General features: G+C 61.1%; 17 protein-coding genes and 1 tRNA gene. 9 read left to right on the top strand and 9 right to left on the bottom strand.

Translation table 11 applies throughout. The features are described 5' to 3' along the window. Positions 1-11 precede the first annotated feature (11 nt). Positions 12-1,973: a lytic transglycosylase domain-containing protein gene (locus tag ACRANW_RS11720; protein ID WP_479431960.1), complete on the bottom strand. Its 1,962-nt coding sequence runs from the start codon at positions 1,971-1,973 to the stop codon at positions 12-14. A 93-nt stretch (positions 1,974-2,066) separates the two neighbouring features. Here ACRANW_RS11720 and dapA point away from each other — a divergent pair, with 93 nt between their 5' ends. Further along, positions 2,067-2,954, top strand: coding sequence for a 4-hydroxy-tetrahydrodipicolinate synthase (gene dapA / locus ACRANW_RS11715; RefSeq protein WP_479431959.1), 888 nt, complete (start codon positions 2,067-2,069; stop codon positions 2,952-2,954). Here dapA and ACRANW_RS11710 read toward each other — a convergent pair. Further along, complete coding sequence (locus tag ACRANW_RS11710) at positions 2,951-4,015, bottom strand: succinylglutamate desuccinylase/aspartoacylase family protein (RefSeq protein ID WP_479431958.1); 1,065 nt, start codon at positions 4,013-4,015, stop codon at positions 2,951-2,953. The genes dapA and ACRANW_RS11710 overlap by 4 nt on opposite strands. Before the next feature lie 121 nt (positions 4,016-4,136). Here ACRANW_RS11710 and smpB point away from each other — a divergent pair, with 121 nt between their 5' ends. The 7 genes from smpB (at position 4,137) to alaS (ending at position 15,405) form a co-directional block, all read left to right on the top strand. Next, positions 4,137-4,619 (top strand): SsrA-binding protein SmpB, encoded by a 483-nt coding sequence (smpB, locus tag ACRANW_RS11705; RefSeq protein ID WP_479431957.1) that lies wholly within the window; start codon positions 4,137-4,139, stop codon positions 4,617-4,619. A 195-nt stretch (positions 4,620-4,814) separates the two neighbouring features. Then, the gene (locus ACRANW_RS11700; protein ID WP_479433934.1) at positions 4,815-5,369 is read left to right on the top strand and encodes a DUF2062 domain-containing protein; all 555 of its coding nucleotides are present in this window, start codon (positions 4,815-4,817) and stop codon (positions 5,367-5,369) included. Positions 5,370-5,495: 126 nt separating this feature from the next. Further along, the gene (locus ACRANW_RS11695; protein WP_479433933.1) at positions 5,496-7,943 is read left to right on the top strand and encodes a response regulator; all 2,448 of its coding nucleotides are present in this window, start codon (positions 5,496-5,498) and stop codon (positions 7,941-7,943) included. Positions 7,944-8,045: 102 nt separating this feature from the next. After that, positions 8,046-9,560: a DUF4139 domain-containing protein gene (locus tag ACRANW_RS11690; protein WP_479431956.1), complete on the top strand. Its 1,515-nt coding sequence runs from the start codon at positions 8,046-8,048 to the stop codon at positions 9,558-9,560. Positions 9,561-9,570: 10 nt separating this feature from the next. Then, entirely contained in the window at positions 9,571-11,232 is a 1,662-nt protein-coding gene (locus tag ACRANW_RS11685; protein WP_479431955.1) for a DUF4139 domain-containing protein, read from the top strand. A gap of 131 nt (positions 11,233-11,363) precedes the next feature. Beyond that, entirely contained in the window at positions 11,364-12,431 is a 1,068-nt protein-coding gene (recA, locus tag ACRANW_RS11680; RefSeq protein WP_479431954.1) for a recombinase RecA, read from the top strand. 304 nt (positions 12,432-12,735) lie between these two features. Continuing rightward, entirely contained in the window at positions 12,736-15,405 is a 2,670-nt protein-coding gene (gene alaS, locus ACRANW_RS11675; protein ID WP_479431953.1) for an alanine--tRNA ligase, read from the top strand. 152 nt (positions 15,406-15,557) lie between these two features. Here the strand turns inward: alaS and ACRANW_RS11670 are convergent, their stop codons facing one another. The 5 genes from ACRANW_RS11670 to cpdR form a co-directional block, all read right to left on the bottom strand. After that, positions 15,558-17,348 (bottom strand): cation:proton antiporter domain-containing protein, encoded by a 1,791-nt coding sequence (locus ACRANW_RS11670; RefSeq protein ID WP_479431952.1) that lies wholly within the window; start codon positions 17,346-17,348, stop codon positions 15,558-15,560. Between the two features lie 31 nt (positions 17,349-17,379). Continuing rightward, the gene (locus ACRANW_RS11665) at positions 17,380-19,020 is read right to left on the bottom strand and encodes a GNAT family N-acetyltransferase (protein WP_479431951.1); all 1,641 of its coding nucleotides are present in this window, start codon (positions 19,018-19,020) and stop codon (positions 17,380-17,382) included. A 19-nt stretch (positions 19,021-19,039) separates the two neighbouring features. Next, complete coding sequence (locus tag ACRANW_RS11660; RefSeq protein WP_479431950.1) at positions 19,040-20,263, bottom strand: NADP-dependent isocitrate dehydrogenase; 1,224 nt, start codon at positions 20,261-20,263, stop codon at positions 19,040-19,042. Positions 20,264-20,467: 204 nt separating this feature from the next. Then, positions 20,468-20,542, bottom strand: a tRNA-Val gene (locus ACRANW_RS11655). Positions 20,543-20,622: 80 nt separating this feature from the next. Beyond that, positions 20,623-21,012, bottom strand: a complete 390-nt coding sequence (gene cpdR / locus ACRANW_RS11650) for a cell cycle two-component system response regulator CpdR (RefSeq protein WP_479431949.1) — start codon at positions 21,010-21,012, stop codon at positions 20,623-20,625. A 138-nt stretch (positions 21,013-21,150) separates the two neighbouring features. Here cpdR and ACRANW_RS11645 point away from each other — a divergent pair, with 138 nt between their 5' ends. Further along, on the top strand, positions 21,151-22,128 hold the full coding sequence (locus ACRANW_RS11645; protein ID WP_479431948.1) for an N-formylglutamate amidohydrolase: 978 nt from the start codon (positions 21,151-21,153) through the stop codon (positions 22,126-22,128). A gap of 85 nt (positions 22,129-22,213) precedes the next feature. Here ACRANW_RS11645 and ACRANW_RS11640 read toward each other — a convergent pair whose 3' ends face one another. Next, positions 22,214-23,029, bottom strand: coding sequence for a SapC family protein (locus ACRANW_RS11640; protein WP_479431947.1), 816 nt, complete (start codon positions 23,027-23,029; stop codon positions 22,214-22,216). A gap of 110 nt (positions 23,030-23,139) precedes the next feature. After that, positions 23,140-24,609, bottom strand: coding sequence for an FAD-binding oxidoreductase (locus ACRANW_RS11635; protein WP_479431946.1), 1,470 nt, complete (start codon positions 24,607-24,609; stop codon positions 23,140-23,142). Between the last annotated feature and the right edge of the window lie 93 nt (positions 24,610-24,702).

The following is a 24,702-nucleotide window of genomic DNA, read 5'->3' as shown; positions in this document are numbered from 1 at the left end:
GCGCAAAGTTCTTAGCGCAAAAAGGCGTCGACCGGACGCGGCAAGCCGGCCTGATCGGGGTACATGTGCGAATAGGTCACCGCATTACCGATGACGCGCATGATGTAATAGCGTGTCTCGAAGTTGGCGGGGATTTTCTCAACCCAGGTGACCCAATCGATAGCGCCCGTGCGCGGATCACCATTGAGGCGCAGCCATTGGTTCACCCGTCCCGGCCCGGCATTGTAGGCGCCCACTGCGAGCGGATAAGCTCCGCCGTAATAGCTCATCATTCGTGCGAAATAGGCGTCACCCAGCTGGATGTTATAGGTTGGCGATCCGATCAGGTCGGCGGACAGATATTGCACGCCCAGCTTGCCTGCCTGTTCGCGCGCGGTGCCCGGCATCAGCTGCATCATCCCGCGCGCGCCAGCGTGAGACACTCGTGTCCGGTCAAATTCACTTTCCTGACGGCCGATCGCGTGGACCATCACCCAGTCATTGACTATCGAAGGCGTGGGTACGACCGGGAAGCCGATGCGTTCGAGGCCCGACAATCCGTTCTCACCCGCTTTCATGCCTAGCACCACGGCCATTTCGTCCAGCCCGACTTGGTTGGCAAGCATGGCGGCCATCAACATTTCGGTTGGCGTATCGGCCTCATCACCCAAGGCTTCAAAGAAGCGGCGTTCGGTGCGCCAGTCACGGCGGCTGACGGCAAGGGCGCGGATGGCTCTGACCAGGGGCCGCGCTTCGAACTCCGCGCGGACAGCCGCGTCCATCGCAGGCTGCGGCAGGCCAGCAAAACCGGGCATTGTGCGGCCCAGCGCCGACAGCGCCAACTGGCCATAATAGTAATCGGGCCAGCGTGCTGCCATTTCGAAGTAGCGCGTCGCCTCGGCCTGATTGCCCGCCTGCCGTGCGGCCCGGCCAGCCCAGAAATAGCCTTTGGACTTGGTTAGCGGTGTGCGTGCAGCATCGCCATAACGCTGGAACAGCGGCGCGGCGGCCATGCCATCACCCATTTCCCAAAGCGCCTTGGTTCCTCCGAGCCACATCAGATCGGTGTAGCGGTCGCGCAAGGTGAAGCTGGTGAGCGAAACGTCGGTTCCCGGCGCGAACAGATCGTCGGTACGGGCCGCAATCCGCGCCGCATCGCGCGCGCCCGCGCTCTTGGCTAGCCCGAGCAACTCTCCGACAAAAGCTTCAGCGTCGAGCGCAGGGCGGATGAAGGCGGAGCGGCTGGCGAAAACCTGCGCGGCTTCGCCTGTCTGGCCGTTCGCGCGCAGATGCTTGACCAGATTGAACACATAGCCGGGATCGGCTTGCGCGGTCGCAGGGACGGCGAGACCGGAGAATTCGGGCCGAGCGCCACGCAGCAGCGACAGCCGGGCCATCGCCATCGGACGATCAATTTCGGTTAGATTGATAAGCTGGCGGGAGGCCGCATCGGCCTTGCCCTGCCACAGCAGCGCATCCATCCGAACGGCATGATCATCCGGCGTGAACTGCGCGCCATAAAGGCCGGCAATGTATAGCTCGATCGGATCGCTCATCTGCCCGCCACGCCAAGCCTTGCGCGCTTCGGTAAGCGCTTCAGGTCGCTGGACTGCGGCGAGCGCCAGCGCATAGCGCGCGCGCGCCGGATTGGTCAGCGGGGGATTTGCGTCGAAATAACCCAGCAGATCGGCCTGCGGCGGCGCTTCGTTTTCTAGCGCGGCTTCGGCCCGCAGACGCAGGATTTCGATACGCGGAAAGCTGGGGTAGGCCATCACGAAGCCGGCGTAGTCGGCAAAGCTTTGCGTGCGGCTGGCTTGCAGAACCTCCCAACGGCCAATGGCGGCGTCGATCGAGCCGGGTTGGCGGGCGACAAGACTGTTGCTGGCGGAAAAATCCTGAGCGACTGCCGGCAGGGGCAAGAGCCCTGCCGCGATCAAACCGAATGCAGCACAAATCCGTGACGGGTACAAAGAATAGCGGACCATGCTGGACATAGTGCCAATCGGCTCCTTATCAGGCGGTGAACGAAGAGGGCGAGCGTGCTCGCTTATGTAGTATTATTTAACGATGAAGGCAGGACGAAGGCAATGTTCAGCGGTTCGATACCCGCTCTGGTGACTCCTTTCCGGGCCGGGACGTTTGACGAAGCGGCTTTCCGGCGACTGGTCGATTGGCAGATCGATAACGGCAGCGCCGCGCTGGTGCCGTGCGGGACCACGGGCGAGGCTTCGACATTGTCCAATGCCGAGCATCACCGCGTGATCGAGGTTTGCATAGAGCAGGCCGCAGGGCGCGTGCCGGTGATCGCGGGCTGCGGGTCGAATGACACCCGCAACGCCGCGTTGCACATGAACTTCGCCAAGAAGGCCGGCGCTGCGGCGGGGCTGTGTGTTGCGCCCTATTACAATCGCCCCAGCCAGCGCGGGCTAATCGCGCATTTCAGTTACCTTGCGGAAAACTGCGACCTGCCGATCGTGCTTTACAATGTTCCTGCACGCACGGTGACCGATATTCTTGACGACACAGTGGTGGAACTGGTCCGCCAGTTTCCTGACCGGATTATCGCCATCAAAGATGCCAGCGGCGATTTGTCGCGGGTGGCGGATCACCGCATGGGCATCGGCCGCGAGTTTTGCCAGCTTTCGGGCAATGACGAATTGTGGCTGCCTCATGCGGCTGCAGGGGGACGCGGGTGCATTTCTGTAACGGCCAATGTTGCGCCCAAGCTGTGCGCCGAATTCCACGAGGCGATTGCGGCCAACGAGCTGAAGAAGGCGCGCGAACTGAACGACCGCCTGTTTCCGCTGCACTATGCGATGTTCTCCGATGCGTCGCCTGCACCCGTGAAATACGCGTTGAGCCGGGTGCATGAGTGGATTGAGCCAGAAGTGCGGCTGCCCCTCGTCGAATGCGCGGACGAAGCGCGCCGCGCGGTGGACGAGGCGCTGGTGTCGGCTGGCGTGCTACCCGCCTAGACCACCTCGTCCTCGTCAAGCAGGCGCTCGGCAAAGCCTTCGGGCTCGCTCGCTAGAATTGCCTCGGTGATGCTTTCGATCTGCGCGCCGACCCGTTCAGGGTGGGGGATCTCAGCGATATGGAACAGAGCGTCGCCCTGATGCACCACCGGCAGGGTGGCGTGCCCGATGATGATGCCATCGACCGGACTGACCATTTCCTGCGCGTCCTCTCCGAACAGTCCCGACACGCAGGCGAGCAGATCGCCCTTGCGCACCGGCGCACCGGATTCGCGTACGGCCTGCATCACGCCGCCACGCGGGGACCGGACCCAGACCGAACGGTTGGCCCGCGCCGGGATGCCCACGTTCGCCAGACCGTCATCAGCCTCAATCATGCCGATATGACCCAGAACACGGGCCACCCCTGCCACGCCGGTCTCAATCGAAAGGCGGTCAAAGCGCAGCGCTTCACCCGCTTCGAGCAGTAGCATTTCGACGCCGGTCTGATGGGCCAGATCGCGTAAGCTGCCCTCTCTCAAAGGGCTTTCGATGATGACCGGCGCGCCGAAGGCCATCGCCAACTCGGTCAGCCGTTTGTTGCCGGATGCGATACGGATCTGGGGCAGGTTGTACCGGTGTATCGCGGCGGAGTGGATGTCGATTCCTAACTGGCAGCGGCCCACCACTTCGCGGTAGAATATATTGGCGATCTGCCCGGCGAGCGAGCCGCCGGAACTCCCCGGGAAACTGCGGTTGAGATCGCGGCGGTCGGGCAGATAGCGCGACCTGTTGAGAAAGCCGAAGATGTTGGCAACCGGCACCAGCATCACCGTGCCGCTCAGGCTTTCAGGGCGCAACATCTGCGCCAGCCTTTGGATGATGGCCGTGCCGATGATCTCATCGCCGTGGATCGCGGCGCTTACGAACACCGCGGGGCCGAGCTTGGCACCGTGGAGCACCCGCACCGCGAGCGACGATGCCATGCCGGTCGCCATCGTTGTGATTTGGAACGTTACGTCCTGCGCTGTGCCGGGCGCAATGCTGACCCCGGCAATGTCAAATGATGCGGCTGTTTCCATAATCCTAGCGCTTTTCCCCAATGCCCTTGCGGGGCGCTACCCTGCGCGCGGGCAAAGCGCAAAGGCTCGGCTTTCTTTCCCCCTCGCTTTTTGCCGCGCCCCCCCCTACATCGCGCGTCCCATGGCACGCCCCAAACCCGTCACCTTCGACAAGCTCAAGATCGTCGCCGAAAACCGCCGTGCGCGGTTCGATTATTATATCGAAGACAAGTTTGAAGCCGGCCTTGCGTTGCAGGGCACCGAGGTAAAAGCGCTGCGCGCAGGTGAAGCCAGCATCGCGGAAAGCTACGCCGAGGTGAAGGACGGGCAGGTCTGGCTGATTAACGCCAACATTCCTGAATACAGCCACGGCAACCGCCTGAACCACGAACCGCGCCGCCCGCGAAAGTTGCTGCTGCACGAGCGCGAGATCGAGAAGTTCGTTGGCGCCGTTGAGCGCAAGGGCATGACGCTCGTGCCGCTGATGGTCTATTTCAACAGCACCGGGCGGGCGAAGGTGGAACTCGCGCTCGCCAAGGGCAAACAGAACCATGACAAGCGCGCCACCACCAAGGACCGTGACTGGAAACGCGACAAGGCACGGTTGATGCGCGATCGCGGCTAGGGCGGTTCTTCAAAAAAACTTCGGGGGGGCTGATTCACCTACTGGTCAGTCTTGCTGTGTTACCCATATGCCGACTGTGATGATGGTTGACTTGATCTTCTTTGCGCACACCGCCCCTGACCGTTTAGGCGTGTGGGAATGAGCGTGCCACCGTCTGATAAGCCCACGGTCGGCGCCCGATCCAAAACCTGGGCGATGGACATTATCCGCAAGAACACACCGACGCGCGAAAAAATGGCCGCGAATAAGTTTTTGGCTCCTATCGCACACCGCTTTCTTTCACCTGAATTGTGGCGTTTCACCCGCCGGTCTGTGCCGCGGGGGGTGGCGTTGGGGCTGTTTGCCGCCTTCATTATTCCTGTGGGCCAGGTTTTCCTTGCGGCCTTTTTGGCTTTGCCGTCACGCGCCAACGTCCCATTGGCCGCGCTCGTCACGTTTGTGACCAACCCCTTCACTTTGCCATTCTGGCTGGTCGCAGCCAACAAGGTCGGCAATTTTACGCTGCGTCTGGATGTGGCGGGCCCCGCGCTCGCCAATGCCAAGGCGCAGGCGGGCGCGTGGGATATGTTCGTTGATTTCTTTCAGATGGCGGGCGCCACTGCTTTTGGCTTTCTGGTGCTTGCCGTGGTCGCTCCATCGATCGGTTATCTGGTGGCAGGATGGGTGTGGCGCGCTGTAGTGTCCCGCAAGCGCGCCAGACGGTTGAAAGCGATGGAAGGGCGGCTCGACCAGCGGCTCGGCTCGCAGTAGGAAGCATCTTGCTCAGCGGTCCGCCGCGATGCCCTCATTCCACAGGAGCCTGACCGCTTGTCCCGCCGCATCGGCACAGATTCGAACGTCCCCGTGGGCTCCGACAGCGTCGGCGCGCGGGTTGACGTGCCCCAAGCCAAGCTGATCCTGATCCTCGGCGCTGCGCTGATTGCCAGCGCCTTTGTGCTGTTTCTTGCGAGCGGTAGCGCGATCGTTGCCTTGGCTTTCACCCTTGCATCGGCAGTTCTGCTGGGCGGCGTATTTCTGATGGACCGGATGCGCAGTACTCCGGCCAGCGAAGGCGTGAGCGCGCCCGACTGGAGCGTCACTGTCACAGCCATCGAGCGTGCAGGGGAGGCCATTGCGATCACCGACCGCGCCAATCGGATGGTTTGCGCCAACCCATTCTTTCTTGAAAGCTTCGGCGCCAATGCGGCGCCGCCGGCGCTCCCGCTGGAGCGCGATGCGTTGGAGGCGGTCACGCTGCTGGCGCGCAATGCCTGGCGCGATGGATCGGCGGCGCTCGACATGATCGAGGCATCGGACGACACCCAATGGCAAATCGCTGTAACACGCGCGGGCCGGGGTGATGATCATCTGATTTGGCGGCTCAAGCCGATTGCCCGGACACGCAGTGACAGCCTCGGCTCGCTCGATCTGGCAGGCATGTTCGGCAAAATGCTGAGCCGGGCAGGCATCGAAACCGCGATCACCACATCCGACGGCGTCATCCGCGCTGTCAGCGCCGGTTTCGCTGAACGGGCAGCGGGCGATGAACGTGCAACGCTGATCGGACAGGATTTCGTCGGCTTTTTGCGATCTGACGAGCGCGACCGGATCTTCTTTGCCCGCGAGGGACGTGGTGGCACGCCCCAGACATTGGTGGATATCCCGCTGGTCGACCCCGAGGAGCGCGTCACAGCAGCAGGGCCGGACGAAGCGACATCTTTGATGCTGCTGATCGACAGCGGCGTGGGCATCGGCTCGGGCTGGGACGGGGCGTCTCATGCGGGCGTGGCGCAGCTGGACGCATTGCTTGCGCAATTGCCGCTGGGCCTTGCGATGACGGACCGCGACGGGCGGTTCCTGTTCGGTAACGAAGCCTTCCTGCGCTCCGTGGCCCGCGAAGGGCGGGGATTGCCGCAATTCCCGACCGACCTTGTTGTGCGCGAGGACAAGGCGGCATTGTCGGACGCGGTGCGCCGACATGGGCGCGGGCCGTCGACCAGTGGCGATGTGACCGTGCGTCTGGTGGGCAGTCCTGAAGAGCCCGTGTCGCTCGGGCTGGCGGGAGTGCGCGGTCTGGGCGAAGCGGCGGTGCTGCTCAGTCTTGCCGATACCTCTCAGGAAAACCAGCTGCGCCGTCAGGTGGCGCAAGCCACCAAGATGCAGGCCGTGGGCCAGCTGGCGGGCGGGGTCGCGCATGATTTCAACAATGTCCTGACCGCGATCATCGGTACCTGCGATCTGATGCTGCTGCGCCACATCCCCGGTGACAGCGACTATGACGATATTCAGCAGATCCGCGCCAATTCCAACCGGGCCGCTGCGCTGACGCGGCAATTGCTGGCATTCTCGCGCCAGCAGACCCTACGACCAGAAATTATTCAGTTGCCTGATGTGGTCAGCGAGGTCAGCCCGCTGATCAAGCGACTGCTTGGTGAGAAAATCACGTACTACGTTCAGCATGACCGCAATCTGGGCCCGGTGCGCGCTGATCCGCAGCAGCTGGAACAGGTGATCATGAACCTGGCCGTCAACGCCCGCGACGCGATCCAGGGGAACGGCGGAGCCGCCCGCGGCAACGGGCAAGGGCGGATTTCGCTCTACACCCGCACGCTTCAGGCCAAGCAGGTGATCCAGCTCGGCTCCGAGGTGCTACCAGCTGCGGACTACACCGTACTGATCGTGCAGGACACCGGCGGCGGCATTCCGCCTCATGTGCTGCCCAAGCTGTTCGAGCCGTTTTTCACCACCAAAGAGCAGGGCAAGGGGACGGGGCTTGGCCTGTCGACTGCCTACGGGATCGTCAAGCAATCGGGCGGCTTCATCTTCGCTGACAATATCGCCGACAAGGCGGGCCAACCCACAGGCGCGCGGTTCACGGTCTATTTCCCCGTCCACCGCGGCGAAGCGCCAAAGAAGCGTGCGCCCGCGCCGCTGGTCTCCTCGGACTGGTCGGCAGGGGGCAAGGTGTTGTTGGTGGAAGATGAGGACATGGTGCGCGCTGTCGCGGAACGCGCGCTGGCCCGGGCGGGATATGAGGTGACGGCTTGCGCCAATGGCGAGGAAGGTCTTGCCGCGATCACCGAAGGCACCGCACGTTTCGATATTGTCGTGTCAGACGTCGTGATGCCAGGAATGGATGGCCCCGCAATGGTTCGCGCAATCCGCGCGCGCCTGCCCGATATGCCGGTGCTGTTCATGTCCGGCTATGCCGAGGAACAACTGCGCCGTGACATCGATATTCCCGACATGCATTTTATCGCCAAACCCTTCAGCGTGGCCTCGATTGGTGACAAGGTCGGTGCGGTGCTGCGCGAGGCGAAGTCCGTGCAGGCGGCCAGCGCTTAAGCCCCAACGCGGCGCGACACTTTGCCCGGACAAAGTGTTCATTCACCTTGGATAAACTGCGAAGATCGTTCACCCTGTTGATCGGAGACGTGAGGGGACGGGATGATGAAACGGACAATCATCGCTGCGTGCGGTGCAACAGGAGCGGCGCTATGGGCGGCCAGCCTTGCTGCGCAGACCGCGGATGACAGCGCTCGTGCCGAATCGGCGCAAGGGCAGGTCGCGGTCACGATTTACAACAATAACCTCGCACTGGTGCAGGACGTGCGCCAGCTTGCCATCGCCCAAGGGCGAACCCGCGTCGAATTCCCCGATGTCTCGGCCCAGATTCAGCCTCAAACGCTCAGCTTCGCCGCCGCTGACACCACGATTGTTGAACAGAACTTCGATTACGACCTGCTTACGCCATCAAAGCTGATGGAAAAGGCGGTCGGGCAAAGCGTCACACTGCTGCGCACCAACCCTGCTACCGGCGCCGAGACGCGCGAACGTGCCACGGTGCTTTCGGTCGCAGGAGGCACCGTGCTCAAGATAGGGGAGCGGATCGAGGTGCTGCGCGATGACGGCCTGCCGGTGCGCGTAATCTTTGACCGCGTGCCGCCGAACCTGCGCGCCCGGCCCACGCTTTCCGTCAATCTCGAGAGCACACGCGCCGGCACGCGGCCTGTGGCACTGCGTTATCTCACCAACGGGCTTGGCTGGAGCGCCGATTATGTTGCACTCTACAACGAGGTCGGCGGCACCATCGACATGCAAGGCTGGGTGACGCTGACCAACAACACCGGCACCACCTTCCACCAGGCCGATACCGTGCTGGTTGCGGGCCAGCCCGGTAATGCCAACACGCAGAATTACGGTCGGCGTTCAGCGGCTGATCGCGGCATGATCCGCGCTGGAACTGAAGCGTCATCGCGCGAGCGACTTGGCGATTTCTACCTCTACCCCATCGCTGCGCGCACCACGATCGCCAACGCCCAGACCAAGCAGGTGAGCTTCCTTGATGTGCAGTCTGTGCCTGCGCGCAAGATTTATGGTCTGGCGGTGGGATGGCAGCAGAATGACGAGCAGCCCGTCAACGTGCAAAGCCGCATCGCTTTTTCAACATCGCGCGATCAGGGTCTGGGCGATGCGCTCCCGGCCGGCACGGTGCGATTCTATCAGCGCGACAAGGAGGGCACACCGCAATTTATCGGGGAAAAGGGTATAGGCCACACCCCGATGGGCAGCCAACTATCACTGGTGACAGGCGATGCCTTCGACATCACGGTCCAGTCCGAAATCGAAAAGCGCGAAACGATTACGAGTGCAGAGTGGGAGAGGAGTGCGCGCTATCGCATCGTCGAAAATGGCGAGGTCGTGCAGGATGTAACCGTTGAGCGCCCCAAGACCTATTATCGCACCACCATGCGCTACACCCTCACCAACGCCAAAAATGCGCCGGTTGATGTCGAACTGGTGCAGACTGGTCTTAGCCGTAGCTGGTGGGCGGATGATTATCGCATCACAGCCGAGGATATTCCGGGCGAGCAGTTGAACGCCGACCGGCGCAAATATGTCGTTCCGGTCCCTGCCGAGGGTAAGCGGGTGATCCGCGTGACGTTCGAAACCCGTTACTGAGGCCGCTGGGGTGCGGCGGCCCGCAATCTGGATGCTGGGCGCGGCGTTGCTGGCTGCGCCGCTCGCAGCGCCGTTCGCTCCGGCGTCATGGGCGCGCGAGGTGATCGACGCGGCGCCGCCCTCCGACCTCGCCGTGACGATTTACCGCGACCCCGATCGCAACGTCGACGCGCCGCTTCAGCGTGAATATCCTCGCGGCCTCGCCATGATCAGCGAAACCCGTCGCGTAATATTGCCCAAGGGCGAATCGACGATCCGGTTTGAAGGCGTGGCGGAAGGCATGATTGGCATTTCCGCCATCGTCACCGGGCTTCCTGGCGGCACGATCGAGAAGAACCGCAACGCACAGCTCCTGTCGCCCGCCGCGCTGGTCGACGGGACGCTCGGCAACCGCGTGACGATTTCGCGGACGAACCCGGCAACTGGCGCGCAGACCAGCGAACAGGCCGTGGTGCGCACGCGCGCCGACGGCGGGCTTGTGTTCCAGACCGGGGAGGGCTTCGAGGCGGTACGGTGCTCGGGCCTGCCCGAAACTCTGACTTTTGACCGTGTGCCCGCTGGGCTTTCCGCTAGCCCGGTGTTCTCGGTCGATACGCGTTCGGACGAGGACGGCACCTTTGATGTGACACTGACCTACCTCGCCTGGGGCTTTGACTGGCAGGCCAATTACGTCGCAACCCTCAAGGATACACCACCGGAGCAGGGGCAGGGTGATGAGTTTGATCTTGGATTGCTGAGCTGGCTTACCCTCGTCAACGATAACGGCCAAAGCTTCGATAATGCCCGGTTGCAGATTATCGCAGGCAGGCTGAATGTCGAAAGCGATTACGAAAGCCTCGCCGATCCGCCGGTGGCCAAGGGGCTGTATCTGACCTGCTATCCGCTCGGCAGCACCTCCAGGGGCGCGTTCCCGCCGCCTCCACCGCCGCCCCCTCCTGCCGCTCCGCAGATGATGGCGATGGACGCCCAAGCGATTGTGGTGACCGGCGCGCGGGTTCAGGCCCAACGGCTGGAAGCCCCCGCCGCGGTTATCACCGCCGACGAGGAAGATTTGGGCGATCTCAAGCTGTTTCGTGTGCCGGGACGGGTCAATGTGTCGGCCAAGGGGATGAAGCAGGTCGCCTTCCTCAACCAGGACGTGGTGAAGGCGCGATATCTCTACGAGGCCGGGTGCGATCCTGATGTCTGGATCGACGACGACGATGAGGAACCGCAAGCTGCCAGCCTGCTACTGGTGACGAAGAACGCGGAGGCCAAGGGCCTTGGCATGGCGTTGCCGCAAGGCGCTATGACGTTGTATGAACCAATGTCCGAGCAGGCGCGGCGCGGACCGCGGCTGGCCGCGCAGACGAGCTTGCGCGACTATGCGCGTGGGCAGGATATCGAGCTGAATCTGGCCGCGAGCGCGCAGGTTTTTGTCCGCTGTGGTCGCACGGCACAAGAGGCGGTCGAGCATGACGAACGCAAGTGGACGAAAATGCGCGCGGTCCTGACCAACGCCAATCCGCATCCGATTACCTTGCGGCTGCAACTGGGCTGGGCGGGGTCTTACGACATCCGGTTTCCGGGCAAGAAAGTGGTGGTCAAGAATGGCTATCAGACCGTGGAGCTTACTCTACCTTCCAATACTGACAGGCGCATTGACTGGAAGCTGAGCGATCGTTCCGATTGATACACAGACGCGCTGTAGGAAAAATTTCGTTCCCTACTTGTTCCATGAGAACAAATCCGATACAAGCCGATCCAAGGGCCTGATTGTCGATACTTCGCAATCGCCCATAGGCAAGTGAAGGAGCGCATGCGATGGCTACGCAATTGAAGCTGGTGGAAGAGGACAAGAAAGCCGTGGACCGTCAGAAGGCGCTTGAAGCCGCGCTCGCTCAGATCGACCGTGCGTTTGGCAAGGGTTCGGCAATGAAGCTGGGCTCGAAGGAAACGATGCAGGTCGAATCGATTTCGACCGGATCACTGGGACTGGATATTGCGCTCGGGATCGGCGGCTTGCCGCGTGGCCGGGTGATCGAGATTTACGGCCCGGAAAGCTCGGGCAAGACTACGCTGGCGTTGCATGTTATTGCCGAAGCGCAAAAGAACGGTGGAACGGCCGCATTCGTGGATGCGGAACACGCGCTGGATCCGGTCTATGCCAAGGCACTGGGTGTGGATATTGACGAGTTGATCGTCTCGCAGCCCGATACGGGTGAACAGGCGCTCGAAATCGTCGATACGCTGGTGCGTTCCAATGCGATTGACGTGCTGGTGGTCGATTCGGTTGCAGCGCTGGTGCCGCGTGCGGAAATCGAAGGCGAGATGGGCGATTCGCACGTCGGCTTGCAGGCGCGATTGATGTCGCAAAGTCTGCGCAAGCTGACCGGCTCGATCAGTCGTTCGCGTTGCATGGTGATCTTCATCAATCAGCTGCGCATGAAGATCGGCGTGATGTACGGAAACCCCGAAACCACCACCGGCGGCAACGCGCTGAAGTTCTACGCTTCTGTTCGCCTCGACATTCGCCGCACCGGACAGATCAAGGACCGTGACGAGATCACAGGTAACGCAACGCGTGTGAAGGTGGTCAAGAACAAGGTCGCGCCGCCGTTCAAGCAGGTCGAATTCGATATCATGTACGGCGAAGGCATCTCCAAGATCGGCGAGATCATCGATCTTGGTGTGAAGGCCGGAGTAGTGGAGAAATCGGGCAGCTGGTTCTCCTACGATTCGATCCGGATCGGCCAAGGCCGCGAAAATGCCAAGAATTTCCTCAAGGAGAACAAGGAGGTTTGTGACCGGTTGGAAGCTGCGATTCGCAGCCGCACCGACAAGGTTGCCGAGGAAATGATGTCAGGGCCGGACGCGGACTCGGACGACTGATCCTCAAGCGGGCATACGTCCGGATGCGTGTCCCGCGCCCCGGCTGTATCAACAACGCCCGAACACCCGGAACGCCGGCTTGCGCTCTTCCCCAAGGCGCAGGCCGGCGTTTCGTGTTTGTCAGTCGTGATGCAGGACCGGTCCTGAACCTTCTTGCTGGCGTGTTGATCGCGCCAAGCCCGTCTTAGGACTCCCTACGCCACTGTCAGCCGAGGCGTCCTCCTGTGACACGCCTGCAACGATCATGGCGCGCTTGCATGCGCGCTCCATTGCCTAAATCCCCTGCTTTGCCTAACTGCACGCCATGACCTCGACGAACGATATCCGCCGCTCCTTCCTCGACTATTTCAGCAAGGCTGGCCACGCCGCCACGCCATCGGCGCCGCTTGTGCCATACAACGATCCGACACTGATGTTCGTCAATGCCGGGATGGTGCCGTTCAAGAACGTGTTCACCGGATTGGAAGCACCGGCCTCCCCGCGCGCCGCATCTTCCCAGAAATGTGTCCGTGCAGGCGGGAAGCACAATGATCTCGACAATGTCGGCTATACCGCGCGCCACCATACATTCTTTGAAATGCTGGGGAATTTTTCCTTCGGCGACTATTTCAAGGAGCAAGCGATCGAACATGCATGGACCCTGCTGACCCGCGAATGGGGACTACCCAAAGACAAACTGATTGTTACGGTTTATCACACCGACGACGAGGCCCACGGCTTGTGGAGACGCATCGCCGGTCTGTCAGACGACCGCATCATCCGCATCGCGACTTCCGATAATTTCTGGTCGATGGGCGACACCGGGCCATGCGGCCCGTGTTCGGAAATCTTCTACGATCACGGCGACCATATCTTCGGAGGCCCTCCCGGTAGCCCTGATGAGGACGGCGACCGTTTCGTCGAGATCTGGAATCTCGTTTTCATGCAGTATGACCAGCAGGCCGATGGCACCCGCCGCGATCTGCCCAAGCCGTCGATTGACACCGGTATGGGGATTGAACGCGTTGCTGCGGTGCTTCAGGGCGTTCACGACAATTATGATACCGATACATTCAAGGCGCTGATTTCGGCTTCCGAATCGCTGACCGGCGTTGCGGCTCAAGGCGAACAATCGGCCAGCCACCGCGTCATCGCCGATCACTTGCGCTCAACCAGCTTCTTAATGGCCGATGGGGTGTTGCCGTCAAACGAAGGTCGCGGCTATGTCCTGCGCCGGATCATGCGCCGTGCCATGCGCCACGCGCATCTGCTGGGCGCTGCCGAGCCGCTGATGCATCGGCTTGTGCCTGCGCTGGTTACCGAGATGGGTCAGGCTTACCCCGAGCTCGTGCGCGGGCAGGCACTGATCTCAGAAGTTTTGGAGCGCGAGGAAACCCAGTTCCGCCGTACGCTCGACAAGGGATTGAAACTGCTTGACGAAGCCACGGGCGAGATCGCCGAAGGCGGGGAACTTGATGGGGAGGTTGCTTTCCGCCTCTATGACACGTTCGGCTTTCCCTATGACCTTACCGAAGATGCTTTACGCGCCCGCGGTATTGGCGTCGATAAGGACGGGTTCGACACCGCGATGGCACGCCAGAAGGCTGCGGCGCGCGCGGCCTGGAAGGGATCGGGCGATGCCGCTTCTGGTGAAGTCTGGTTTGACATTGCCGAGCGTGAAGGCGCGAGCGAATTCACCGGCTATGCCGCCACCAGCGGCGAGGGCCGTGTGGTTGCCATCGTCAAGGGCGGTTCCGAAGTGCAAGAGGCTGCGGCCGGCGATGAGGTCGTTGTCCTCACGAACCAGACGCCGTTCTACGGAGAAAGCGGCGGCCAGACCGGTGATGCCGGACTCATGGCCAGCGTTGGTGGCTTGCGCGCGACCGTCACCGACACGTCCAAGCCGTTAGGGCGGTTACACGCGCACAGCGTTGCAATCGCGGCGGGCAGCGTTGTTGTCGGCGATACGGTCGAAATGAAAGTTGATGTGGAACGCCGCGACCGGATCCGCGCAAATCATTCGGCCACGCATTTGTTGCACGCCGCGCTGCGCCATCGTCTGGGCGGTCACGTCACGCAGAAAGGCAGCTTGGTTGCCGAGGAGCGACTGCGATTCGACTTCTCGCATCCGGTCGCCCTGACGCCAAACGACATCGCCGCGATCGAGGTTGAGGTGAACGCCGAAATCCGCGCCAATGAAAGCGTTAGCACCCGGCTCATGACCCCCGATGATGCGGTCGCTGCCGGGGCACTGGCCTTGTTTAACGAGAAATACGGCGATGAAGTGCGCGTGCTCGCCATGGGCCGCCCCGGCAAGGAAGGCCGCAATTACTCAGTCGAGCTGTGCGGCGGAACCCACGTGAACGCGACGGGCGATATCGGCGTATTCCGGATCGTTGTGGAAAGCGCGGTGTCCTCGGGCGTACGACGGATTGAGGCGCTGACCGGCGAAGGGGCGCGCCAGTGGCTCGTCGCGCGGGAAGATGCGCTGAAAGCGGCGGCAAGCGTTATTAGAGCGATGCCGGAAGATGTGCCTGCGCGTCTTGCAGCGCTCCTTGATGAGCGCAAGCGGCTTGAAAAGGAGCTGGCCGAAGCCAAGAAGGCGTTGGCTTTAGGTGGCGGCGCTAATTCCGCGGGCGCTCCTGTGGCTGACGAGACTGTCGGCGGCACTGCTTTCAGCGGCCAGGTGATTGATGGTCTCGACCCCAAGGAACTGCGTCCGTTGCTTGATGCGGCCAAGCAGCGGATGGGTTCGGGCGTGGCAGTGATCATTGCCGTGAATGATGGCAAGGCGAGCATTGCTGCTGCTGTTACGGACGATTTGACATCGCGGTTCAGCGCGGTCGATCTGGTGCGCGCCGGCGTTGACGCGTTGGGCGGCAAGGGCGGCGGCGGACGGCCCGATATGGCGCAAGGTGGAGGACCTGACGGCACCAAGGCCGCCGATGCGCTAGCGACCGTAAAGGCGATATTGGCAACCGAAACCGCCGCTTGATCGGCATTGGTGATGTGCCGCGCATACTGCGTGTGCGCCCGCAATGCTGAGAGGCGGTGCTTCTTTACGTTTGTGCTGCGGCCTTGTTTGCCGTGATACCAAGTTCGCCTGATTGGGCGCAGTAAGCGGGGTCTGGGCGGACAACGCCGCTGCTAATCAGCTGCCGGGATAAATGCTTTTTCGTTTGTGGTGCTGGTGCGCAATTTCGGCTTTGCGCTGAGGCCGCCATCGCGCTCTAGCTGGTCGCGGAATTCGTCGCGCTTGGCATGGATCGAAGCGATCACCGGCCCCATCGCAACGCCGATATCCACCAACACGGCTTCCGACAGCTGGAGTGAGCTTTCGAGCGTTTCGGGCACGGCATGGCTCGCACCGGCACGGTACATTGCTGCAGCATGATCGGTATCGCGTGCGCGGGCGACGATCAGAAGATCAGGAAAGGAATCGCGCAATTTGGTCACCAGACGCTGAGCGAGCACAGGTTCGTCCATTGTCAGCACCACCGCCGAGGCATTTTCCGCGCCGAGCCGTGTCAGTGTGCCTTTGCGCGCCGCATCACCAAAGATCGCGCGGTAGCCATCGCGTTTCGCCTGCTCGATCAGATCAGGGTTTGAATCGATCATCACATAGGCTTGGCCATGGGTCTTCAGCATGTCGGCGATCAAACGCCCCACACGGCCACCGCCAACGATTATGGTGCGCGGTGTGTCGGTTTCGTCGATCGTGATATCTTCCAGGACGCCATCGACCCGGCGCGCCAGCACTCGGCCAAGTTTGGCCAACACGGGAGTAACAGTCAGGCCGATTGCGGTAACGGTTTGCCAGAAGCGCGCAGTTTCAAGGTCGACGACCAGCGCGCTGGTGGCAGCGGCAAGCACGATCAACGTGGTTTCGGATGGTGAGGCCATCAGCACGCCCGTTTCCGCAGCCGTGCTGCGCCGGGCGCCCATCAAGCGCAACAAAATTCCTGTTATCAGCGCCTTGAATACCAGCACGCCCACAACCGCGAGTGTGATCGGCCCGATCTGGGCGCCAATCTCAATGAGATTGATGCTCATCCCCACAGTGATCAGGAACACGCCGAGGGCAAGGCCCTTGAAGGGTTCCATGATAAGCTCGACTTCGGTGTGATATTCGGTTTCGGCAATCAGCAGTCCGGCGATCAGCGCACCGACGATGGGCGAGAGGCCGACCAATGCAGTGGCAAGGCTTGCGCTGATCACCACCAACAGTGACGCGGCGAGGAACAGTTCAGGGCTTTTGGTGCGCGCAGCCTGCGCGAACAGGTAGGGGAGAGCAAAGCGACCCGCGATTAACAGCACAGCTATCACTAAGCCGCCCTGCCACAAGGTTTCCACCATGCCCGTCCAGCCATCATCCGCCGCATTGGGCGCGAGCGCGCCCAGGATGAAGATGATCGGAACGATCATGATATCTTCGAATAACAGCATCGAAAGCGCTGCACGGCCCACCGGCGTGCGCGTGCCGGAAATCGGCAGCACGATTGCTGTTGACGAGAAAGCGAGCGCAAAGCCGAGTGCCAGTGCGCCGGTCCATTCCATGCTCCCGGCCATGCTGAGAAAAGTCGCAAGCGAACCGCCGATGATCAGCAGTTCCAGTGCGCCAAGGCCGAACACCAACCTGCGCATCTGCCACAGCCGGTTGAACGACAGTTCAAGCCCGATGGCGAACAACAAAAGCACAATGCCGAAATCAGCAAATGGCGTGAGCCTGTCGGGATCGCTGATTGTTATGTAATAAAGCCAGGGTATGCGCTCGACCAACGAACCCAAGCCATACGGGCCGACGAGCACACCGATCAGAATGAAGCCGATAATCGGCGTGATGCGGAAGCGTGCGAAAACAGGAATCACGATCCCAGCCGCGCCAAGGATTACCAAGGCGTCGGACAGAAACGGAGAGAAGGTTAGTTCGCCAGCCACGTCAATCGACTAGCGCGTGGAAGTCACGCTGTCACCCACCGCCTGCGCCATGCGGTCCGATCGGTTTGGTTTGGCCAGTCACATGGTTTTCGCCCAGCGGATCCTTAATGTTGCCGACGCGCTTGTCCCATTCGATCCGGTACAGGTCGAACCGGCGATCGGCGAGGTTCTGCACTGTACCTTCAGCGCGGGCCCAACTGAGGTCGGCAAGGTTCACGTCGCTGATTGTGAGTGTTTCGACATTCTCGGAAGCTTCTGCGGCGATCCCGTCGCGTGCGAAGGGAAAATCGCAGGGCGTCAGGATGCAGGATTGGGCGTATTGAATGTCCATATTGGCAACATTGGGTAGGTTGCCCACATTGCCGCTCATCACCACGAAGCACTGGTTTTCGATCGCGCGGGCTTGCGAACAGTAACGCACGCGCATGTAACCTTGGCGGCTGTCCGTGCAGAACGGCACGAAGATGATCCGTGCGCCTTCATCTACCAAGCGGCGGGCGAGTTCGGGGAATTCACTATCGTAGCAGATCAGCACGCCAATCGGGCCACAGTCCGTGGGGATCGCGTCGATCGAATCGCCACCCTTCACGTTCCACCAATAGGCCTCGTTAGGGGTAGGGTGGATCTTCTCTTGCGCGTGGATAGAACCGTCGCGAAGGCAAACATAGGCCACATTATGGATGTCGCCATCGGCCATGCGCGTTGGGTGTGAGCCTCCGATGATGTTGATGTTGAAAGACAAAGCCAGTTCGGACAGGCGCTGGCGGATGCGCGGGGTGTAATCGCTGAGCGCCTCGATTGCCTCCGACGGGGAAAGCTCGCGGTCTTCTGCTGAGAGCAGCATCAGCGTGAACATTTCCGGAAAGACGATGAAGTCCGATTCGTAATCGGCAGCCACATCGACGAAATATTCGATCTGCTTCATGAATTCATCAAAGCCCGACACGGCGCGCGATTGCAGCTGGCATGTCGCGATCCTTACGCTTTCCACACCGCGCGGCAGGCGGTGTTTGGGCGGGGCATCGCTGTCAACGTATGGATTGCGCCAGACCATGCGTACCGCGTTGCCGCGGCTCGCCTTGTCTTCTGGAAGATATTTGGCAAGAATACCGGCAGGCTCGAACCCGTTAGCCAGCTGAAAGCGCAGCACGGGATCGTGGATCTTGCTGTCGATCACCTGTGCAAGATATTCTTCAGGCGTATCGGCGCGATTTGTCTTGCGCCGCTTTGCGCGGGCATAGCCCGGCATTCGACCGCCAAATACGATTCCGGTCAGGTCGAGTCGTTCCGCCAACTCACGCCGTTCATCGTAAAGTCGCCGTCCCAGCCGAGTGCCGCGCACCTGAGGATCGACGCACATTTCGTAGCCATAAAGCCAATCGCCGGTCGGGTCATGGCGACTGCCAAAACCGTTGCCGGTAACCTCTTCCCACGTATGATTGGTCAGCGCGACACGTTCATCGAGCCGCATGGAAGCGCAATACCCCACCACTTCGCCGTCCAGTTTGGCGACGAAGCAGCCTTCGGGGTAATTGTTGATCTGCCCGCGTATTTCGCCCTGCGTGTAAGCTGGCAGATCATCATAGGCGCGGCGAACGAGCTCTCCGATGGCGCGTACGTCTTTAAGCTTGGCCTGACGGATTTCGAGCCGCGGTGTTGATCTGCTTGCCATGATCCGGGCTCGCCAGGCCTCAGGCCTGGTTCGCCATCTCCTTTTCCAGATTCTGTGCGACGGTTTCGAAGAATTGTTCGGTGGTCTGCCATGCTTGACCGGGGCCGATCAGCAACGCCAAGTCCTTGGTCATGTGCCCATTTTCCACCGTCTGCACACAAACGCGTTCGAGCGTTTCGGCAAATTTCACCACTTCGGGGGTGCCATCGAACTTGCCACGATACATCAACCCGCGCGTCCATGCGAAGATCGAGGCGATCGGATTGGTCGATGTCGCCTTGCCCTGCTGGTGCTGGCGATAATGGCGGGTCACGGTGCCGTGCGCCGCTTCGGCCTCGACGGTCTTGCCATCGGGACTGAGCAAAACGGATGTCATCAGGCCGAGTGATCCGAAACCCTGAGCGACCGTGTCGGACTGCACATCGCCATCGTAGTTCTTGCAGGCCCAAACAAACTTGCCCGACCACTTGAGGGCCGATGCAACCATGTCGTCGATCAGGCGGTGTTCGTAAACGATGCGGGCCGCCTTGAACTGCTCGGCAAAGCCTTCGTTATCGAACACCTCCTGGAACAGATCCTTGAAGCGCCCGTCATAGGCCTTGAGAATGGTGTTTTTGGTCGAAAGGTACACTGGCCAGCCAAGATTAAGGCCGTAATTGAAGCTGGCGCGGGCGAAATCGCGAATGGAATCATCAAGATTGTACATCGCCATCGCCACGCCGGCGCTGGGGAAATCGAACACGTTGAGATCGATTTTCGTGCCATCATCGCCATCGAACACCAGACGAAGTTTGCCCGGACCGGGAATAAGCGTGTCGGTCGCCTTGTATTGATCGCCGAAGGCATGGCGGCCGACCACGATGGGGTCAGTCCAGCCCGGCACCAGCCGCGGCACGTTGTCGATCACGATCGGCTCACGAAACACCACACCACCCAGAATATTACGGATCGTCCCATTGGGCGATTTCCACATTTTCTTCAGGCCGAACTCCTCGACCCGCTGTTCATCAGGCGTGATCGTCGCGCACTTCACCCCAACGCCGTACTGCTTGATTGCGTTGGCGCTATCGACCGTTACCTGATCGTCGGTCGCATCGCGGTTTTCGATCGAAAGGTCGTAATATTTCAGATCGATATCGAGATAGGGCAGGATCAACCTTTCGCGGATCCATTGCCAGATGATGCGGGTCATCTCGTCGCCGTCGAGTTCGACGACGGGATTGGCGACTTTAATTTTGTTCATGGCTGGTGCCCTATCCTTCTTGCCCCGTCTGCGCGGGACTGAATGTGATCGACAGGAAGCTGAGTAAGATCCCGCCGGGGCTTTAGCAGAGGAGGGCGGCCTTGCAAGGGCGGCCACCCGCGAAGGAAACGTCGTAGTCGACGGCGATGGGGCAGGGCACAAAAAAGCCCGCCGAAAGGGCGGGCCAATTGCCTGATGATCCGTTGGTGGGCGTGGCAAGGATTGAACTTGCGACCCCTACGATGTCAACATAGTGCTCTACCACTGAGCTACACGCCCGCACCATCGGATCAGCCCCACAACAGGGCGGAGGCGGCGTCTAACGCAACCTCGATAAGGGCGCAAGCGATTCGAAAAATCTAGCGCCGAACAACGTCTGCTTCTTCAAAGATCCGCTCCACTTCCAACACGAGATCGCGCAGATGGAAGGGCTTGGATAGGACTTTTGCGGCCGGCTGCTCGCGGCTTGCGCGAAGGGACACCGCTGCAAACCCGGTGATAAACATCACCTTGGTGCGCGGCGAGATTTCCGCACATTTTTGCGCAAGTTCGATCCCGTCCATCTCGGGCATAACGATGTCTGACAACAACAGGTCGTAATCGCCGGTTTCCAGCAGGGGCACTGCATCAGTGCCGCGATCCACGGCGCTGACGAAATAGCCAGCATTGGTTAGCGCCCGTTCGAGATAGGCGCGCATGGCGTCCTCGTCTTCGGCGAGCAAGATGCGGGGGGGCGGTATCGCTGTCATGATGGGCGCACTAACAGAGTCGGCTTAAGAAATCTTTGTAACTGAGGCCAATTGCGCCCGGAGCGGTGCGAATTGCAACGGGCTTGCGATTTTCAGCCTTTGACAGGCCTGTGCAAACTCTTCAGCAAGCATAGCGGAATGTCTTTGCTTTCTCGTCCTTCCCGCGCTGCTTCAGCCGTGGTCCGCGCTCGTGTTAGCGGAGGGTCCGTTCCGGGCTTGGGCGAGGCGCCTGCCTTCACCCTGACGACGCCACCGCGCATGAGCCTGCCCGTGCTGGTCGCGGTACCTCATGCCGGACGATCCTATCCAGCGTCCATTATTGCGCGAATGCGTGATCCTGCGCTGGCGCAATTGCGGTTGGAAGATCGTCATGTTGATCGTCTCGGCGTCGCGCTCGCACGGGAAACCGGAGCGGCGCTGCTGATCGCGCATGCGCCGCGGGCCATGCTGGATCTCAACCGTGCCGAAGACGATGTGGACTGGGATATGGTTGAAGGTGGTCGCCCCTTTGGTAGTCCAACCCCCGGAGCCGTTGAACACAACAATGCGCGGGCGCGCAGCGGTTTGGGATTGGTGCCGCGCCGCCTGCCAGGGTCAGGTGACATCTGGTGCGGACGGCTCGCACCGGCTGACCTGGCCGCCCGGATTGCGGGCATTCACCACGCTTATCATGCGGCGCTGACGGAGGCCTTGACGCAGATTCGTGATGCGTGGGGCGCAGCGTTGTTGATTGACCTTCATTCAATGCCGCCCCTTCGTCCTGCGGAAGGCGAATCGCGCGCACCGGTGTTTGTTCTGGGCGATCGCTTCGGTGCATCATGTCACAGCAGCCTGACGAGCCGGGCGCTTACTCACCTGGAGCGGCGCGACATTTCAGCTGCGCAGAACAGGCCCTATGCCGGCGGCTATGTGCTTGACCGTCACGGCAAGCCGCAGTCAGGTTTGCACGCGATGCAGGTTGAGGTGTGCCGCACGGCCTATCTTGATCGCCACCTGTCGGAGCCCGGACCGGGTCTACCAGGCGTGGCGGCGACTCTCACAGCGCTTGTGCGCGAATTAGGTGCAGAAACAGCATTGCTGGGTGGGCAGGGCGGTTTGCGGCAAGCCGCAGAATAGCTGCGCTGATCCCACGAACAGAAAACGGGCAGGCTGTCCAAAACCAGCCTGCCCATCCTGCGTCATCGGATATCGACCGAAACCATTACCGCCGCGGCTGTTCTCGTAAGTTCTGCACAGGCGCCGCAGCGCCTTCATTGGCCATCGGCACCTTGCCTTGGGCGTGCTGACGTTCAAACAGCGTGCGCATCAGATTGAGCGAAAACAGGTGCGCATAAATCAGCATCAGCATGCCGTTCTTAGCCAGGTTTTCAAGCGTTTCAGGCGCCAATTCGCGCACCTTGGCTTCATCGACCATGCGGAAACCGCGATAGATAAAGGGCTTGTCAGGCATGTCGTTGCGCGTGATCGCTATCTCGCCGTCCATCAGGATGTCGAGCTTGGCGAGTTCTTCCATGAACAACTTCGTGCGTTGGCCAGCCTCTTCAAAGCGACGACAAAATTCCAGCACGCCTTGCGTGTATTCGGTGGGCTGGCCAGCATCGTCAAACAGCGCGAGCCCTTCATCCGTCTTGCCGACCAGGCCGGAAGAAGGATCAAAGCACAGCGACATATCTTCGCTGCCTTGCTGCAGCTTGGCGAGCAGGAAGGGGTAGCGGCGCGCGTAAGCGGGCAGATACACCACCTGATTGATCTTCATATCATCGCCAACGTAGGTGTTTACGCCTTCATTGAGGCCAAACAGCGCGATCGGCAGTGGATTTTCGCCGGACGTAAAAACGATCGGGAAATCGCGCTGCGCATCGACGAATTCGTCCGAAGTCAGCGGGATCGCATGGGTCGAGGCCAGATAAGCGGCGCTATCAAGCGTGCCTGCCTTCCAGTCCGCATGGTCGCGGCTGTTAAGCGGCAGAAGGTCATTGTAGAACAACGGAAGTTGCGGTTGCGGCGCGCTGGCCATGACGTCGTCTCCGAAAAACGGTGGTGAATGATCCCCTCAGCGGAAAAATCCTCCCTCCGCCGGAGGGGCGGGCCTTAAGGCTTTGCCATCGCGCACGCAAGCCGTGCCGCTTAGAGTGTAGGGGGGGCTTGAAGGAGTTTCCCCGGGTTGAGCAGATTTTGCGGATCAAGCGCTGCTTTGATCCGTTTCATCAAGGCCAGTGCCACCGGATCATGCAGGCGCGCAAGTTCGTCGACCTTCATCTGACCGATGCCGTGTTCCGCGCTGATCGAGCCTCCCCATTGCGTGACAAGATCATAAACCCGCGCGCTCACCGCCTTGCCTTCTGCCTCTTCCCACACCCCTGGGACGGCCCCTGCGGGCGCAAGGACGTGAAAATGCACATTGCCGTCGCCAAGATGCCCGAAAGCGACTGCGCGGGTGCCGGGGAAGGCCTCTTCGAGCACTGGTGCGGCAGCCAAGATGAATTCCGGCATCTTACCGACCGGTACCGAGATATCGTGCTGCATCGCCGGACCCAGTGACCGTTCAGCTGCCGAAATGCCGTCGCGCAAGGCCCATAATGCTGCAGCCTGCGTGTCGTTGGCGGCAATTGCGGCATCAGCAATCAGGCCCTGTTCTAGCGCCGCCGCGAGGCCGGTTTCCAGCATATCGCGCAAGGCTGCGTCGTCGCTGACGGGCGAAACGCATTCTATCAGCGCGTTCCACGAATGCCGCCCAGCCAGCGGCCCGCGCGCCGTTGGCTGATGTGCGAGGAGGGATTCGAGACAGTGGGCCGGCACAACTTCGAAACCCTCAAGCGCTTCGCCCATGGCGCGTTCCATTTGATGCAGCAGCGTGCGCGCCTCGACGATACCGGTAAGGCCCACCCACGCCGTCACGCGTCCGATCGGCGCGGGCAACAGACGCAGGCAGGCCGCCGTGACTATCCCCAATGTGCCTTCGGATCCAATCAGCACCTGCTTGAGGTCAAATCCGCGATTATCTTTTTTCAGCGGTATCATCAGGTCAAGGACTTCGCCGGTGGCCAGCACCGCTTCAAGACCAAGCACCTGCGCGCGCATGGTGCCGTGGCGCAAGACCTGTGTGCCGCCGGCATTAGTAGCGATTAATCCGCCGATGGTGGCTGATCCCTTGCCGCCCAGCGTCAGGGCAAAGCGCATTTGCGCCAATTCGGCGGCATCGTGCAGCGATTGCAAGATCACGCCTGCCTCGCAGATGGCCTGTCCGCTCGCAGGGTCAATGTTGCGAATGCGGTCCATGCGCCGCAACGAGAGCAGAAGCGCCGTGCCGCTTGTATCCGGCGTCGCGCCGCCTGCCATGCCGCTGTTGCCGCCCTGTGGAACGATCGGAATGCCATGCGCTGCGCACAAAGTGACCAGCGCTGCGACCTCGTCGGTGGAAGCCGGAGAGGCGAGCGCCAGCGCTCGGCCTGTGTAGCGCCCCCGCCAATCGGTCAGCCAAGCCTCCATCCGCTCTGGATCGGTGGTTAGCCCGCGGTCTCCAAGCAAAGCACGAGCGTTGTTGAGAAAGGCCTCGGCTGAAGCGCTGCTGCGAAAAGGGTGAGCGGGATGATTCATTGTTGCGCGTATGCCACAGTCTACAATCTAATTGCCACCCTTTTGGTGGTCGCCGCGCCGACAGTTAAGGCACGGTTCAATCGGCGATGCTAG

It is taken from the genome of Erythrobacter sp. 'gip.4 top 5' (genome assembly GCF_056495765.1).
The sequence above is the reverse complement of the archived record's forward strand: the minus strand, read 5'-3'. Positions and strand labels throughout refer to the sequence as shown.